The following is a 17,338-nucleotide window of genomic DNA, read 5'->3' on the forward strand; positions in this document are numbered from 1 at the left end:
ACTAGGAACTAGGAACTAGGAACTAGGAACTAGGAACTAGGAACTAGGAACTAGGAACTAGGAACTAGGAACTAGGAACTAGGATGATATTAACTCAAAAAATAAAAAGGGAAACCATCATAGTTTCCCCTTTATTTTATCTGATCATCTTATAAATAAATGAATTATTCATATTCAGCATCGAATAATGATTCCATGCTCAAACCTTGCTTCATTAAGATATCTCTTAAGCGACGCAAGCCTTCGACTTGGATTTGACGAACCCGTTCACGAGTTAAATTAATCTCACGGCCAACCTCTTCCAAAGTTGATGGCTCATAGCCTAAAAGACCGAAGCGGCGTGCCAAGACTTCTTTTTGTTTCGGATTCAGTTCATCTAACCAATCAATCAACGACGACTTAATATCGTTATCTTGAGTCGAAACCTCAGGGTCTGAGTTATTAATATCAGGAATAATGTCCAACAGTGCTTTATCACCATCGCTGCCAATAGGTGTATCAACTGAGCTAACACGCTCATTCAAACGCAACATTTTGCTGACATCTTCCACAGGCTTATCGAGTTGGAAAGCAATTTCTTCTGCGGTTGGTTCATGATCTAGCTTTTGTGCCAACTCACGAGCAGTACGCAAATAGATATTCAGTTCTTTCACTACATGGATAGGCAACCTAATGGTGCGTGTTTGATTCATTAAAGCGCGTTCGATGGTCTGACGAATCCACCAAGTTGCATAAGTTGAAAAACGGAAACCACGTTCTGGATCAAATTTTTCAACTGCACGGATCAGACCTAAATTCCCTTCTTCAATCAGGTCAAGTAGTGCTAAACCACGACTGTTATAACGGCGAGAAATCTTAACGACCAAACGTAAGTTACTTTCGATCATACGCTTGCGTGCTGCTGCATCACCGCGAAGTGCTCGACGAGCATAAAGTACTTCTTCTTCTGCCGTTAAGAGTGGAGAAAAGCCAATTTCACTAAGATAGAGCTGAGTCGCATCAAGGCTTTTAGCCGAAACTTCATACTCTTCTTTGGCTTCTACTTTTTGTGAAACTGCTTCGGCTGCAAGAGCCTCAACATCAAATTCAGAATCATCGATGTCGTTTATTTTGGTTACTGCATTGCTGATACTCATAAGCGCCTCCCCTTGGCGAATAAAGTTTTAGCAAGACATAACAACTTAATATGTCATTATTGTAAGTCGGTGTATTTCAAAAGAGCTCTAGTCCAAGTAGCTTTCTGGATTCACTGGCTTACCTTTATATCGAATTTCGAAGTGTAGTCGAACACTATTGGTGCCCGTACTCCCCATCGATGCAATTTTCTGGCCAGTTTTTACAGACTGGCCTTCTGTTATCAATAAACTATCATTATGGGCATAAGCACTGAGATATTCATCATTATGTTTAATAATAATCAGATTCCCATAACCTCGAAGTGCATTACCAGCATATACCACAACACCTGCTGCGGTTGATACTACGTCTTGCCCTCGCTGCCCTACGATATCTATCCCTTTGTTACCTTGGTCACCAACCGAAAACTTGCTAATGACTCGTCCTTTTGTTGGCCACACCCAGCGTTTTACTTTGTCATTACTCGGTGTCGATTGTGTGACAGGTTTATTATTATTTTGTGTTACTTGGGATTCAACATACTCCTTTGACTTTGATTGCACAACTGGGGAAGTATTCTGTTTTTGTGCCACTTTAGTCGTAGAAGTGGAGGCTACTTGACTATCTCCAGCACCAGTACCATCAAATGCTGGTGGGATATAAACCGGACGCCACAAGTTTAATTTTTGACCAGGATGAATTATGTAAGGGGGCTTTAGATGGTTGAAGTTAATGATGTCATTAACATTTTTATCTGCGAGATAAGAAATCAAATATACCGAATCACCTTTTTCAACAACGTAGTAACTCCCCTTATAGCTACCACGCTCATTTTTAGCCGAGTTCAATGAACACGCTACTAAAAAAGTGAGAAAAAACAAAGCAATTAGCGCATTTCTTATCGACAGCAACCTGAGTACCTTTCGTTTATTAGGCTAAATCGCCCGAGATTAGAGGAACAAAACGCACGACTTCTACCAAAGTAGAAATACACTCCCCTGCTTTCTTTTCAATTTTTATCAATTCTTGATGTTCATCACCTATTGGCACCACAAGAACCCCCCCCTCAGCTAATTGTTCAACTAGCGCTTGCGGCAGGTGAGAAGCCGCTGCAGTGACAATAATCGCATCAAAAGGACTTTTCGATGGCCAACCTTTCCAGCCGTCACCATGCTTAGTTGAGACATTGTAAATATCTAAATGTTTCAAACGACGCTTGGCATCCCACTGTAATGACTTAATGCGTTCTATTGAATAAACATGATCAACCATTTTTGACAATACGGCGGTTTGGTAACCCGATCCTGTGCCAACTTCTAGTACTCTACTATTGTGTTTTAAATTCAATAGCTCGGTCATTCTTGCAACGATATAAGGCTGAGAGATTGTCTGACCAGCCCCAATAGGCAGCGCATTATTATCATACGCTTGATGACGCATCGCTTCAGATAAGAAATACTCACGAGGCAAACTTCTCATTATCTCTAGAAGTTGAGGATCTTTAATGCCTTTGTGTTGCAAAATAGAAACGAGTTGATCTGCTTTAATATTCTTCATTATTGCCTGTGATGTTTATTTTGGGCTAACCCAGTGTTTCATTTTATCTATCGCTTCATGTGCCGTAAGATCAACGCGTAATGGTGTAATCGACACTTCGCCTTTTTCTATGGCATAGAAATCAGTACCTTCACCCGCATCCGCTTCTTTTCCCGGAGGACCAAGCCAGTAGATATCAGCGCCACGTGGATCTTTTTGTTTAATCATATCTTCCGCATGATGACGTGCACCAAGTCGAGTCACTCGAGTCGCCCCAAGCTGATCGAGTGCTAAATCCGGTACATTAACGCTGATCAAATGATTAGCCGGAACTGGCTTCTTCACATGCTGTAAAACTAGATCTTTCGCAATTTGTGCTGCAGTATCAAAATGCGTTTGCCCCACCAACGAAATGGCTATCGATTGAACACCTAGAAAATGTCCTTCCATTGCTGCCGCAACGGTACCGGAATACAACACGTCATCACCTAGGTTTGCACCATGATTGATCCCAGAAACTACTAAATCGGGCATATCCGACTTTAATAATTCGTTTAAAGCAAAGTGGACACAATCGGTTGGAGTCCCTTGCACGGAATAGACATTTGGGCGGACTTGTGTCACTCGAAGCGGTGTTTCTAATGTTAATGAATTTGAAGCACCCGATCGATTACGATCCGGCGCCACAATGATGATCTCAGCGATCTCTGACAATACCTCGGCTAAGGTATTGATCCCCTTGGCATTCACACCATCATCGTTACTTAATAATATTTTCATTATTCTTCCTTGTTGAACCTGACACTAGTCTGCGTAAACGCGCTCTACTTCAACCGCATCAGCCACTTCTCTTAAAATCGAGGTAGCAAAGCATCCTGCTGGTAGAGAAAACGACACCACAACATCACAGCCATCAACTTGCCAATTCATGTTATCAGCTTTTAATCCCACCACACGACGATCATGACGCATACGATTACCACGGATAAGCTTCATCAAATCTTCTTCGGCATCTAGAAATTGATTTTCAAGTTGTTGTGCTAAGCCTTGAGTTGGAAGTGCATTATCTCCCGCTAATGCTGAAGTTAAAAATACGCTGCCTTGTTCAAGTTGAGATTGTAGTGATTCTAGCGTATCGGCTTCTATGGTCAGTAATTCGCCTTGAGCATTTTGAACTAAATCGCCTTCAACCAGTTGGTTAAACAAGCCATTTTCAATTCGATGGGACAAAATATGATTGAAGATCCAAGAACGTGCGGTCGACAGATACATGCTGCGCTTATTTTGATTGCGAGTGCGCACATTATCACGCCCCCAACGACGAGCTTCCGCCAAGTTATTACCATCACGACCAAAACGTTGTGAACCATAGTAGTTTGGCACGCCACTTTGTTTAATTTTTTCCAGACGCTCAATCACATCATTAATATCCGTCACATCAACCAGACGAATCACGAACTGATTACCGACTAAATCACCCGGGCGCAGTTTTTTATTATGACGGGCGGTCTCAAGCACTTTAATACTTGGGTACTGTTGCTCTAAAGCTTTAGCATCAAAACTCATATCCGGCTTTGGTAAGTGAACGCTTAACCATTGTTCAGTCACGGCATGGCGATCTTTTAAACCTGCCCAGCCGACATTTTTCGATGGCACGCCGCACAATCTCGCGATTTCATTGGCAACGAAGGTCGTGTTTTCACCTTGCTTACGAATTCGCACCATCAAGTGTTCGCCATCACCAGAAAATTCAAAACCAAGATCTTCAATAACTTGAAAATCCTCCGCTTTAGATTTCAGTTTGGCTTGAGCTACAGGTTTACCCAGTAAGTATGCAAATGGCGCTAGAATATCAGTCATGAATTAAGATCTTTTTTATTTATAAAATTTATTGGCGAACGATTAACGCAACCGCTTCGCATGCAATGCCTTCTTTACGACCGGTAAAACCCAATTTTTCGGTAGTGGTCGCTTTGACATTAATATTATCAATATCAGTTTCTAAATCAGCGGCGATGGCTTCGCGCATGCTTTGAATAAATGGCAGCATTTTCGGTGCTTGAGCGATGATAGTGACATCTGCATTGCCCAATACATAACCTTTCTGTTTAACAAAATGATACACTTCGCGTAGTAAAGATCGGCTATCTGCGCCTTTCCATTTATCGTCGGTATCTGGAAAATGCTTACCGATATCTCCCGCAGCAATCGCTCCTAATAAAGCATCGGTTAATGCATGCAGCGCAACGTCACCATCTGAGTGAGCAATTAAACCTTGTTCATAAGGAATGGCGACCCCTCCAATAATAACTGGGCCTTCACCACCAAATTTATGCACGTCAAAACCATGACCGATTCGAATCATTACATTACCTATTATTTATTTACGCTGAGATAGGAAAAATTCCGCTAGGGCCAAATCTTCAGGCTGGGTGACTTTAAGGTTATCGGAGCGACCTTGGACCAGTAATGGTTGGTAGCCTGACAGCTCCATCGCGGAGGCTTCATCAGTAATAACCTTTTGGTTGATTAATCCATCGACTAAAGCTGATTTTAGTTCAATAAGCGGAAAAAGCTGCGGTGTTAATGCGTGCCATAATTGACTGCGCTCGACGGTTTGCTCAATGGTATTCAAGCCATTTTGAACACAAGAACGTTTCATCGTGTCACGTACTGGCGCGGCTAAAGTGCCACCGCGGTGCGCTTGCCGGCACTGATTAATTAATTTGTTGATATCGTCATGAGTTAAGCAAGGACGCGCTGCATCATGCACCATGACCCATGAATATTGGTCGACATGATTTTGAGATAGATATTCCAACCCGGAAAGTACGGAATCAACACGCTCTTCCCCACCAGCGACTCGGATAACATTGTCAGCTTTAGCTAAGCCAAGATCTGAGAAATATTCATCGCCGTCGCTCACCGCAATCACCACCAATTCGATTTGCGGATGTGATAATAAGTTTTCGACCGTGTGCTCAAGAATGGTTTTATCATGCAGTGATAAATACTGCTTAGGATGGTTAGCCTGCATACGTTTACCAACCCCGGCGGCTGGCACCACGACAGCAAACTGCTGTGGAAAGTCAGTCATGCTTAATTATCATCAGAGTTAAACGTGGTATTGGCTTCTGAATCATCACCAATAATTCGATAAAAAGTTTCACCATCTTTGATCATACCCAATTCATGACGAGCACGCTCTTCAATCGCATCTAGCCCTTGGCGTAAATCATCAATTTCGGCAAACATCAGGTGATTGCGCTTTTTCAAACTATTATTCACCTCTTGCTGCACTGCAATATCAGAATGAACCGCTTGGTAATCAAGAACGCCGTTCTTACCAAAAAATAAGTCATATTGCAGAATAACCAAGATGGCAATCAGTACTAAAGTAAATATCCGCATCATCTACTCGCTATAAAATTCTTACGCTAATGATACCTCATTCGAAGAATTGAAGCATAATAATACAGGTGAAAAGTTGGAAAGAAGATGAAAGCCGTAGTTCGTATCTCGGGCGCTACGCTGCTTGTTTCTCGGAAAAGCCAAAGCGATACTTTCGAGCCACGAGAAGTGAAACGGCCGAGTCCCGAGTAACGTTTCTGTCTTTTCCATTTCCGTAAACAAAAAAATCCCCGCCGAAGCGAGGATTTCAAAGTATCAATCAAACTAATTCAATGATGAATTATTGACCTTTAACTTCTTTAAGACCGTTGAAAGGAGCTTTAGCACCTAGAGCTTCTTCGATACGGATAAGTTGGTTGTACTTAGCAACACGGTCAGAACGGCTCATAGAACCCGTTTTGATTTGGCCTGCAGCAGTACCTACCGCTAGGTCAGCGATAGTTGCATCTTCAGTTTCGCCAGAACGGTGAGAGATTACAGCTGTGTAACCTGCATCTTTAGCCATCTTGATTGCAGCTAGAGTCTCAGTTAGAGAACCGATTTGGTTGAATTTGATAAGGATAGAGTTAGCAACACCCATTTCGATACCTTTAGCAAGGATCTTAGTGTTAGTTACGAACAGGTCATCACCTACTAGTTGAAGTTTGTCACCTAGTAGTTCAGTTTGGTGCTTAAAGCCATCCCAATCTGATTCGTCAAGACCGTCTTCGATAGAAACGATTGGGTATTGGTTAGCTAGGTCAGCTAGGTAGTGGTTGAACTCTTCAGAAGTGAAGATTTTACCTTCACCTTTCATGTTGTAGTTGCCCGCTTCTTTGTCGTAGAACTCAGATGCAGCACAGTCCATCGCTAGAGTAACGTCTTTACCAAGAACGTAGCCAGCTTGCTCAACCGCTTCTTTGATTGCAGCGAGTGCAGCAGCGTTTGATTCTAGGTTAGGAGCAAAACCACCTTCATCACCAACGGCAGTGCTTAGGCCTTTAGCTTTAAGTACTTTAGCTAGGTTGTGGAATACTTCTGCGCCGATACGTAGAGCTTCTTTGATTGTTTTCGCGCCAACTGGTTGAATCATGAATTCTTGGATATCAACGTTGTTGTCTGCGTGCTCACCACCGTTGATGATATTCATCATTGGTAGAGGCATAGAGAATACACCTGGAGTGCCGTTTAGTTCAGCGATGTGCTCAAATAAAGGCATACCTTTTGATGCAGCAGCCGCTTTTGCGTTTGCTAGAGAAACAGCAAGAATGGCGTTTGCACCAAAGTTAGATTTGTTTTCAGTGCCGTCTAAATCGATCATTACTTGGTCGATTGCAGCTTGGTCTTTAGCGTCTTTGCCTACTAGAGCAGACGCGATTGGGCCGTTCACTGCTTCAATAGCTTTAAGAACACCTTTACCTAGGAAACGTGATTTGTCACCGTCACGTAATTCAAGCGCTTCACGAGACCCCGTTGATGCGCCAGATGGAGCAGCAGCCATACCTACAAAGCCACCTTCTAGGTGTACTTCCGCTTCTACTGTTGGGTTACCACGTGAATCGATGATTTCGCGACCTAGAACTTTAACGATCTTAGACATTGATGTTTCCTCTCGTTCAATTTAAATATAAATGTCAATTTAATGGGTAGTCGCGCAATTAAAGCCACTACCCGTATCCCTTTTACATCTTACTTTCAAATTATTTCCAATTAGACCTTTAGCTAATTAGATTCGTTGCCAAAGGCAATTATTCAAATTCACCGCGTTGGTTTTGACCAGCCGCTTTTACAAAACCTGCAAATAATGGATGACCATCACGAGGAGTTGATGTGAATTCAGGGTGGAACTGAGCAGCGACAAACCACGGGTGGTTCGGGTTTTCAACTACTTCCACTAATTTCTTATCAGCAGAAAGACCAGAGACTTTCAGACCTGCTTTCTCAATTTGAGGACGCAAGTTATTGTTCACTTCGTAACGGTGACGGTGACGCTCATGAATTTGAGCATTACCGTACAATTCGTACGCTTTCGTGCCTTTTTCTAGGTGACAAAGTTGAGAACCAAGGCGCATCGTGCCACCTAAATCTGATGCTTCAGTACGTTCTTCAACATTACCTTCTTTGTCTACCCATTCAGTGATTAAGCCAACCACAGGGAATTTCGTTTCTTTGTTAAACTCAGTTGAGTGTGCACCTTCCATACCCGCAACATTACGCGCATATTCAATAAGTGCCACTTGCATACCTAAGCAAATACCTAAATATGGAATTTTGTTTTCACGAGCATACTGAGCGGCAAGAATTTTACCTTCAACACCACGGTCACCAAAGCCACCAGGAACTAAAATCGCATCGATGCCTTCAAGTAACTCAACACCTTTAGATTCAAGATCTTGAGAATCAATATACTTAATGTTAACACTTAGACGATTTTTCAAGCCTGCATGTTTTAATGCCTCGTTAACCGATTTGTATGCATCTGGTAATTCAGTGTATTTACCAACCATACCGATAGTCACTTCACCGGTTGGATTTGCTTCTTCGTAAATCACTTGTTCCCATTCGGTCAAGTCGGCTTCAGGAGCACTAATACCAAAACGAGTACACACTAAGTCATCTAAGCCTTGCGCACGAATCAGTTGTGGGATCTTATAAATAGAATCCACATCTTTCATTGAGATCACGGCTTTTTCTTGCACATTACAGAATAGTGCAATTTTCTTACGTTCGTTAGCCGGAATGATACGATCACTACGACAAACTAAAATATCTGGTTGAATACCAATAGAAAGTAATTCTTTTACAGAGTGCTGGGTTGGCTTAGTTTTCACTTCACCTGCTGCTGCAAGGTAAGGAACTAAAGTTAAGTGCATGAATAATGCATTCTCTCGACCAACTTCAACTGCTAACTGACGAATGGCTTCCATAAATGGTAGAGACTCAATATCACCTACCGTACCACCAATTTCAACGATCGCGATATCGTGACCTTCAGAGCCAGCAATAATGCGGTCTTTGATTGAATTTGTGATATGAGGAATAACCTGAATGGTTGCACCTAGATAGTCACCGCGACGTTCTTTACGTAGAACATCTTCGTAAACACGACCTGCCGTAAAGTTATTACGTTTACTCATCTTGGTACGAATAAAGCGTTCGTAGTGACCAAGATCGAGATCGGTTTCAGCGCCATCTTCAGTAACGAATACTTCACCATGTTGAATCGGGCTCATTGTGCCTGGATCCACGTTGATGTATGGATCTAGTTTCATCATGGTCACTTTAAGACCACGAGCTTCTAAAATCGCTGCAAGTGATGCTGCTGCAATACCTTTACCTAGAGAGGATACGACCCCACCAGTAACAAAAATGTAATTTGTCGTCATGCTTAACCTGAAATTGGTTGAATGAGGGAAATGGATTTCTTCTGGACGGGATGAAAATATACCAGAACCCCTTTTCCGCTACAACGTGAAATCTATCACACTCGATTAATTTATTTCTTGCTTCAAATCAATTTAGCTATCTCCGCAAGGGAAGCCTCGTATTACAGATAAATAATCTCTATATAAAACAATCAATAAGCATAAAAAGTATTGGTTATATTCTTTTTTCTGCTAATTTTACATTTTCCCACTGAATATCAAGTTCTTGTAAAGAGCAATCCATCAATTCTTTACCTTGTCCATAGATAATAGATTCTACCCCACGAAAACGGCGCTCAAATTTATGGTTTGCTTTAGCCAAAGCCACTTCAGGGTCTTTGCCTAGATGCCTAACTAAATTGACCGTCGCAAACATTAAGTCGCCAAGCTCTTCTTCAATGCGCAGCTCATTTTTATCAACTTGTAAGGCTTCTTCCATGACCTCATCGATTTCCTCGTGAACCTTATCAACGACAGGACCTAAGGTGCCCCAATCAAAGCCGTATTTAGCGCATTTTTGCTGTAATTTATTAGCTCGTGATAAAGCTGGTAATGCTTTTGGTATAGAGTCTAGAATACTTTCCTCTACTTTGCCTTGCTGTAATTTTTCGTTTTGCTTCTCTTGTTCCCAACGCGCATTCAGTTCATCTTCTGTCTCAATATTTTCATCTGCAAAAACATGAGGATGGCGACGTATGAGTTTCTCGTTCACCCCTTTCACCACATCTTCGAAATCAAATAGTTGTTGCTCGCTGGCCAACTGACTGTAGAAAATCACTTGAAACAACAAGTCACCTAGCTCTTCTTGTAGGTTTTTCCAATCTTGATTGAGGATCGCATCCGCCACTTCATAAGTTTCTTCGATGGTGTGAGGCACAATAGAATCAAAAGTTTGCTTTTTATCCCAAGGACAACCATTTTCAGGATCACGTAACTGTTGCATGATGGATTTGAGCTGTTCAATTGGTATTGTCATGACTTTCTCTTTATATTCTTTCTAGTAACAGTGAGATTCAGATAGTAAAACACCGCTTATAAGATTAAGCGGTGTTGATATTGGCACTGATTCGGTTATTTCAGACGCTTCACTCTTAATACATCTTTGAGCTGTTCAATCCGAGCGATAATCCGCGATAAGATTTCCACATTTTGCACTTCTAAATTAAAATCCATAATCGCTATCTGACGTTTGTAATCAGTACGGCCATTCATACTACTGACTTTCAACTTTTCATTGGCAAACAGTGCGGTAATATCTTTAAGTAGTCCACCGCGCTCTAGAGCTTCAATTCGAATCGTCAGAATGTACAAGCCAGTAAAGCCGCTTCCCCATACGGTTTCAATGATACGTTCTGGTGCATGATGCTTTAATTCTTCAAGTTGTTCACAGTCGCTACGATGCACTGAAATGCCTCGACCTTGAGTGATATAACCACAAATTTCATCACCAGGAATAGGCTGACAACAGCGAGCCAAGTGGTTCATAAGGTTATCGACCCCTTGTACCACCACCGCATCTTTACGAGGGCGGTTTTGTTGCGATACTTGTGATTCTTGCAGTTTGGCCAGTGCTTGCTGATCTTCTTCTTCGGCGGTTGGCTTGTTCACCAAGGCATTAATGTGATTGATAACTTGATTAATGCGTAAATCGCCACTGCCAACTCCAGCATATAGTTCATCAGGCGTATTCACGTTAAAACGTTTTAACGCGTACTGTTGCGCATCTTTTAGCGTCGCGCCAATTTTTTGCAGTTCCACCTCCAGGATATCTTTACCTGCTTCAAGGTTCTTCTCACGGCTTTGCTTTCTAAACCAAGCGTTAATTTTGGCGCGAGCACGGCCTGAATGGACAAATCCTAAATTAGGATTGAGCCAATCACGAGATGGATTCGGCTCTTTTTGAGTAATAATCTCAACTTGATCGCCCATCGCCAGTTTATGAGTAAACGGTACTATGCGTCCGCCTACTTTTGCACCAATACAACGATGACCGACTTCAGAGTGTATATGGTAGGCAAAATCCAGTGGCGTTGCGCCCATCGGTAGATCAACCACATCGCCGCGCGGTGTAAAGGCATACACACGGTCATCAAATACTTGGCTGCGTAGTTCATCTAGCATTTCGCCAGAATCCGCCATTTCTTCTTGCCAATCAATCAGCTTACGTAGCCAGGTGATCTTTTCATCGTAACCACTGCGGCCAGCCGAACTCCCTTCTTTATATTTCCAGTGCGCGGCAACCCCAAGCTCGGAATCTTCATGCATTTGCTTGGTCCGAATTTGGATCTCAATAGTTTTGCCTTCAGGGCCAAGTACCACGGTATGAATCGATTGATATCCATTAGGTTTAGGATTAGCAACGTAATCGTCAAACTCACTAGGTAGGTGCTTATATTTAGTGTGTACCATGCCTAGGGCGGCGTAACAGTCTTGCAATTGATCGGCAATAATCCTTACCGCTCGCACGTCGAACAATTCATCAAATGCGAGATTCTTTTTCTGCATTTTTCGCCAAATACTATAAATGTGTTTTGGCCGGCCACTGACCTCAGCATTAATATTGGCCACTTTCATGTCTTTGGATAAATTAGTCACAAAATCATGAATATATTGCTCTCGAACGATTCGACGCTCAGACAACTGTTTGGCAATTTTTTTATAAATGTCAGATTGCTGATAACGAAAGGCGTAATCTTCAATTTCCCATTTAAGCTGACCGATACCTAATCGATTTGCCAGAGGAGCATAGATATTGGCACACTCTTTTGCCGCTGCTTGACGAATTTCATCTGGCTCATTTTTCACTTCACGTAAATTACAAATACGCTCAGCAAGTTTTATGACTACGCAGCGAAAATCATCGACCATCGCCAATAGCATACGGCGTACGTTATCCACTTGCTCTGAAGCTTCTGAGTCATCAAGACTAACATTTAGCTGACCAATCGCGGCCATTTCTTCTACGCCATCAATCAGCTTTACGATTTCTTTGCCATACTTTTCAACTAAGGCTTCACGTTCAAATAATCCTGCCGTCACGATAGGAAAAAGCTGCGCAGCTAATAAAGTTGGTCGATCCATCGACAAGGTGATCAAAATTTCAATCATCTCTCGACCACGCCATAGTAGTAATGATTGCTCTGGATGATCTTTTAGTAAGCTTTCACACGCTTGATAGACTTGCGTCAATTTATTGCTAGTCTTGCCGTCTTGATTCAAGCTTGCAATCCAAGATTCCAGTTCAAACTCTTCGTTCTTGTTCAAATGTGCGCTTCTAACTGCGACCATTACACTATCCTGTTTATCTAATCTTTAAAGGTGATGCTAATGCATATCCGACAAAATATAGAGACTTTCTTCGTTCACTCATAAAGCCCCTTTTTCTTACTTATAAAAAATAGCTATTAAAATAATTTCAGTTTCGTCGGCTTTTTATTCTTAAGATTCTTCTTATCTACTTTTTTGGCGACTTTTTCAAACAGCGCCATTGATTCTAAATGACTGGTATGTGGGAACATATCGATCATGCCTAACTTTTTCAGCTGATAACCTTGTTTTTGTAAACTATAGCTATCTCTGGCTAATGTCGCCGGGTTACACGAAACATAAAGCACACTTTTAGCGCCCAACTCCAACATTTTATCAATAATGCCGGATGCTCCTGCTCGGGCCGGATCGAGTAGCACTTTATCAAACGCCTTTTTAGCCCATGATGTTTGAGTGAAGTCTTGTTCTAAATCAGCTTGATAGAACTCTAGGTTATTTAGTTGATTAATTTGGGCGTTGGATCTTGCTCTATCTACCATAGCTTGAATACCTTCAACCCCAACAACCGATTGAGCTTGCTGAGCGAGCGCCAAACTAAAATTACCTAAACCACAGAATAAATCCAGTATGCGATCATTTTTAGTGACCTCTAACCATGAAATCGCCTGAGCAACCATTGCTTGGTTTACTGCTTGGTTTACTTGAATAAAGTCTGTCGGCAGAAAATCAATTTTGTTATCTGTCTCGATGCATTGTAGAGGCTCACCCGTCAAACAGTCTAGTTCACCACTGTTGCCTAACAAGTAAATTGTCACCTCATGTCGCTGAGCAAACGCCAATAAGCTTTGTTGTTCTTGTTCGGTTAATGACGCGGTGTGGCGTAATAACAAGGCTTTACGCTGTCCATCAAACACCACTTCAACATGCCCTAGCGATCTTGGGTTATCAAAGGCTTGCAGCATGGATTTTATTTCAGGTAGCAGTTCGTTTAATACAGGCTCTAAAACCGGACAATCCGTGACGTTTGCAATTTGTTTACTGGCTTTTTGTCTAAAGCCAAATTGTAATTGTTGCTGCTTACTATCAAACAGCATACTAATGCGTGCTCGGCGTCGATAACCCGTGCTCTTGGAACGGATAGTCTCCCCCATAACAAGATTAGGTTGACCGAATTTTGCCATTAAATGATGTAATGATGTGGCCTTATGCGTAATTTGATCATCATGATCCAAATGCTGCATATTACATCCACCACAAATTTGATAATGTGGACAAAAAGGCTCAACTCGCTGATTACTTGCCTGTTGTATGTTGATAATTTTTGCGCGTGAATATTTGCTTTTCTCTTCAATTAGTTGAACCAGCACCTTTTCTTTTGGCAGTGCACCTTCCACAAACATAGGTTTATTATTGTAATACGCAATACCGGCACCTTGATGATCGAGCTTATCAATAGTCACTGTTTGATGTTTTTGATTATTGGTTGTATTTTTCTTGGCTTGGTAAAAATTGACCATTGGTGCAAAGTATCCATAAATATATAAAGGTCATCATGCCTTTATCAGTAAATATATTATCGGGCTTAATTCGTGTTTATTCATAACAATGATTGTCGAACTGCGCCTAGTTGATTAAGCTAAGTGCATATTGGCAATAATCAGAGTTATTGCTATTTTCCCATATCCAGACAGGCTTGTAATTAAAGAATCATGACAAGGTATGGCTTGCGCGCCCGCGTAATTACATTAACGTTAGCACCGACGTTGATCATTGGCTTATTATTAAGCATATTTTTCACTTTAAATCGCTATAACGATCTTGAGACTCAGCTTATCACGTCTGGGACAGATATTATCGAGCCTTTAGCTATCGCTAGTGAATACGGCATGACTCAACAAAGCCGTGAGGCAGTACGCCGACTGATCAGCTATGCCCATCGTAAGCACTCTGATATTGTGCGTAGTATTGCGGTATTTGATATCCATCACGAACTATTCGTAACCTCGAATTTTCACCCTAATTTTCAGTCTCTCACTTTTGATAAAAGCAAACCGATCCCGCTGCTTAGCTCGATCACTCAATCTAAATCCAATCCGAATTTAATGATATTACGCTCACCTATCTTAGCTGAAGGTCAATTTACCACCCCAAGTGGTAAAGATATTTCACCCAACCAAGCTTTAGGTTATATCGCAATGGAACTCGATTTATCGTCATTGCGCTTACAGCAATATCAAGAAATTTTTTCAGCTTTAATCGTATTACTACTAGGTATGGGACTGTCGGGATTTTTTGCTTATCGACTCATGCGCGATGTTACCTTACCCATTTCCCACATGGTAAGCGTGGTTGACCGAATTCGTCGTGGTCATCTCAATGTACGAATTGAAGGCAAACTGCATGGTGAACTCGATACTTTAAAAAGTGGTATCAATGCCATGGCGATATCGCTGTCAGAATATCATGTTGAAATGCAACATAGTATTGACCAAGCCACCTCAGATTTACGAGAAACACTAGAGCAGCTAGAAATTCAAAACATTGAGCTTGATATTGCCAAGAAACGCGCCCAAGAAGCGGCCAGAGTGAAATCTGAATTCTTAGCCAATATGTCACACGAATTACGTACTCCATTAAATGGTGTGATTGGCTTTGCCAGACAAATGCTTAAAACTGATCTCACCGCAAACCAAATTGACTACCTACAAACGATTGAACGCTCTGCCCAAAACTTACTCTCTATCATCAATGACATCTTAGACTTTTCTAAATTAGAAGCAGGTAAGTTACTATTAGAAAACATTCCTTTCGATTTGCAAGAAACCTTAGATGAAGTAGTCAGCTTACAAGCCACCAGCGCTCATGAAAAGGGCTTAGAAATCACCTTGAATATTGATCCTAATATTCCTCAAGGCATGGTTGGCGACCCATTACGCATTCAACAAGTACTTACTAACCTAGTGGGTAATGCGATAAAATTCACTGAACGTGGCAACATAGATATTGTTGCCGAGTTACGCTCAAGCCAAGATAAAAATGTCGAAGTACAATTCATGGTGCGTGACACTGGTATTGGTATTTCAGAACGTCAGCAAGCACAGTTATTCCAAGCATTCAGCCAAGCTGATGCCAGCATTTCACGCCGTTATGGTGGTACTGGTTTAGGGTTAGTCATTACTCAAAATCTGGTGAGTCAGATGGGAGGGGAAATCAGCTTAACCAGTCGCTTACACCAAGGTTCAACATTTTGGTTTAGTGTTACTTTCCAAGCCACAAATATGCCTATTGCACCACAGATTGATATTTCTTCGCTACAAGGTAAGTCGGTTCTGTTAGTTGAATCGAACATGCCTTCTGCAGCAATTATTGAGCAGCAATTAACTCGCGCTGGCATGAAGGTTACTTATCAAGCGCAATTAGCAGATAACCCCGATAGATTTGATATTGTATTACTCAACTTACCAACAAATATCCAACACGACCAAAGTCACTTATTTTCGATGATCCAGCAAGGGTTAACCCTATCGCCACAACTAATCCTTGGACTACCAAGTACGGAATTAGCATTAGCTGAAAACTTAATCAAGCTCTACCCAATTCAATGTATCGCAAAACCAATCGTGCGCCGTAAGCTGATTCAACTTATGCTGCCAAACCAAGCAAAATCAACTTTATTGGCAGCGCCTCAACCACTAACAGCAGCCTTACCTCTTAAGGTGATGGCGGTCGATGATAACCCAGCAAACTTAAAACTAATCTGCGCTTTACTCGAAGAACAAGTAGAAGAGATTGTTACTTGTAGTAGCGGTTCACAGGCGGTTGAGCAAGCACAATTACAGAAGTTTGATGTAATATTGATGGATATCCAAATGCCAGATATGGATGGCGTAACCGCTTGTCAAAATATCAAAAAGACCGAGTTCAACCATCAAACTCCAGTGATAGCGGTCACCGCTCATGCGATTGACGGTGAAAGAGAACGTTTATTGCAAGCCGGCATGGATGACTACCTGTCTAAACCGATTGAAGAGCATGTACTGCATCAAGCGCTGGTCCATTGGAACCCTTATGCAGAGCAAGGCACCATTGAAAAGCTGGATTTAAAAGAAAACCAACTAGATAGCATCCCAACCGTCTCTACTAGTCAGCAGACAACGGTTTCTAGTATTGACTGGTCTACCGCCTTAAAACAAGCGGCTAACAAAGAAGCATTAGCCAAGGATATGCTGCAAATGTTAATTGAGTTTTTACCAGAAGTTGATCAATCGATAGAAAGAGCATTGATAGAACCCAATGAACAACAAAACCAACTACTTACCACCATACACAAACTACATGGCAGCTGCGCTTATAGTGGCATGCCTAAGCTACAAACACTTTGTGCAACCATTGAAACCGCGTTAAGAGCTGAACAAGATATCGCTGAAATAGAACCTGAGTTATTTGAGTTGCAAGATGAAATGGAAAAAGTAAAAGAAGATTCGAAACAGTATCTTGTTGGATAAAGGTTAATACCCAACAATAAAAAAAACCGAGCTCACTTCACAGTGCACAGTTCGGTTTTTATTATTTAATCTATAGCTCTAGGTAAATTGACTACTCGA

At 41.7% G+C, this 17,338-nt stretch carries 14 protein-coding genes; 1 reads left to right on the forward strand and 13 read right to left on the reverse strand.

Annotated elements, in window-relative coordinates:
• Positions 1 to 164 precede the first annotated feature (164 nt).
• The 13 genes from rpoS to rlmD all read right to left on the reverse strand — a co-directional run bounded on the left by rpoS (position 165) and on the right by rlmD (position 14,251).
• Positions 165 to 1,136, reverse strand: a complete 972-nt coding sequence (gene rpoS / locus ACN0T8_RS13970; protein ID WP_417881239.1) for an RNA polymerase sigma factor RpoS — start codon at positions 1,134 to 1,136, stop codon at positions 165 to 167.
• A gap of 87 nt (positions 1,137 to 1,223) precedes the next feature.
• On the reverse strand, positions 1,224 to 2,003 hold the full coding sequence (locus ACN0T8_RS13975; protein ID WP_417881296.1) for a peptidoglycan DD-metalloendopeptidase family protein: 780 nt from the start codon (positions 2,001 to 2,003) through the stop codon (positions 1,224 to 1,226).
• 43 nt (positions 2,004 to 2,046) lie between these two features.
• Positions 2,047 to 2,673: a protein-L-isoaspartate(D-aspartate) O-methyltransferase gene (locus ACN0T8_RS13980; RefSeq protein WP_417881240.1), complete on the reverse strand. Its 627-nt coding sequence runs from the start codon at positions 2,671 to 2,673 to the stop codon at positions 2,047 to 2,049.
• Positions 2,674 to 2,688: 15 nt separating this feature from the next.
• On the reverse strand, positions 2,689 to 3,432 hold the full coding sequence (surE, locus tag ACN0T8_RS13985) for a 5'/3'-nucleotidase SurE (RefSeq protein ID WP_417881241.1): 744 nt from the start codon (positions 3,430 to 3,432) through the stop codon (positions 2,689 to 2,691).
• A 24-nt stretch (positions 3,433 to 3,456) separates the two neighbouring features.
• A complete protein-coding gene (truD, locus tag ACN0T8_RS13990) occupies positions 3,457 to 4,512 on the reverse strand; it encodes a tRNA pseudouridine(13) synthase TruD (RefSeq protein ID WP_417881242.1) in 1,056 nt (351 codons plus the stop codon).
• A 28-nt stretch (positions 4,513 to 4,540) separates the two neighbouring features.
• Positions 4,541 to 5,017 (reverse strand): 2-C-methyl-D-erythritol 2,4-cyclodiphosphate synthase, encoded by a 477-nt coding sequence (gene ispF, locus ACN0T8_RS13995; RefSeq protein ID WP_417881243.1) that lies wholly within the window; start codon positions 5,015 to 5,017, stop codon positions 4,541 to 4,543.
• 15 nt (positions 5,018 to 5,032) lie between these two features.
• Positions 5,033 to 5,749 carry a 2-C-methyl-D-erythritol 4-phosphate cytidylyltransferase gene (gene ispD / locus ACN0T8_RS14000; RefSeq protein ID WP_417881244.1) on the reverse strand — a complete coding sequence of 239 codons (717 nt, stop codon included), beginning with the start codon at positions 5,747 to 5,749 and terminating at the stop codon, positions 5,033 to 5,035.
• Between the two features lie 2 nt (positions 5,750 to 5,751).
• The gene (ftsB, locus tag ACN0T8_RS14005) at positions 5,752 to 6,063 is read right to left on the reverse strand and encodes a cell division protein FtsB (protein WP_417881297.1); all 312 of its coding nucleotides are present in this window, start codon (positions 6,061 to 6,063) and stop codon (positions 5,752 to 5,754) included.
• A gap of 280 nt (positions 6,064 to 6,343) precedes the next feature.
• Entirely contained in the window at positions 6,344 to 7,642 is a 1,299-nt protein-coding gene (eno, locus tag ACN0T8_RS14010; RefSeq protein ID WP_417881245.1) for a phosphopyruvate hydratase, read from the reverse strand.
• 148 nt (positions 7,643 to 7,790) lie between these two features.
• Positions 7,791 to 9,428, reverse strand: a complete 1,638-nt coding sequence (locus tag ACN0T8_RS14015; RefSeq protein WP_417881246.1) for a CTP synthase — start codon at positions 9,426 to 9,428, stop codon at positions 7,791 to 7,793.
• A 214-nt stretch (positions 9,429 to 9,642) separates the two neighbouring features.
• Positions 9,643 to 10,443, reverse strand: a complete 801-nt coding sequence (gene mazG, locus ACN0T8_RS14020; protein ID WP_417881247.1) for a nucleoside triphosphate pyrophosphohydrolase — start codon at positions 10,441 to 10,443, stop codon at positions 9,643 to 9,645.
• A gap of 95 nt (positions 10,444 to 10,538) precedes the next feature.
• Positions 10,539 to 12,755, reverse strand: coding sequence for a GTP diphosphokinase (relA, locus tag ACN0T8_RS14025; RefSeq protein WP_417881248.1), 2,217 nt, complete (start codon positions 12,753 to 12,755; stop codon positions 10,539 to 10,541).
• A gap of 116 nt (positions 12,756 to 12,871) precedes the next feature.
• Positions 12,872 to 14,251 carry a 23S rRNA (uracil(1939)-C(5))-methyltransferase RlmD gene (rlmD, locus tag ACN0T8_RS14030; RefSeq protein WP_417881249.1) on the reverse strand — a complete coding sequence of 460 codons (1,380 nt, stop codon included), beginning with the start codon at positions 14,249 to 14,251 and terminating at the stop codon, positions 12,872 to 12,874.
• Between the two features lie 192 nt (positions 14,252 to 14,443).
• On the opposite strand from rlmD, the gene barA reads away from it, so the two are divergent.
• A complete protein-coding gene (gene barA / locus ACN0T8_RS14035) occupies positions 14,444 to 17,239 on the forward strand; it encodes a two-component sensor histidine kinase BarA (RefSeq protein WP_417881250.1) in 2,796 nt (931 codons plus the stop codon).
• The last annotated feature ends 99 nt before the right edge of the window (positions 17,240 to 17,338 follow it).

Origin of the sequence: Vibrio sp., from assembly GCF_048266485.1 — a bacterium.
Lineage (GTDB): Bacteria > Pseudomonadota > Gammaproteobacteria > Enterobacterales > Vibrionaceae > Vibrio.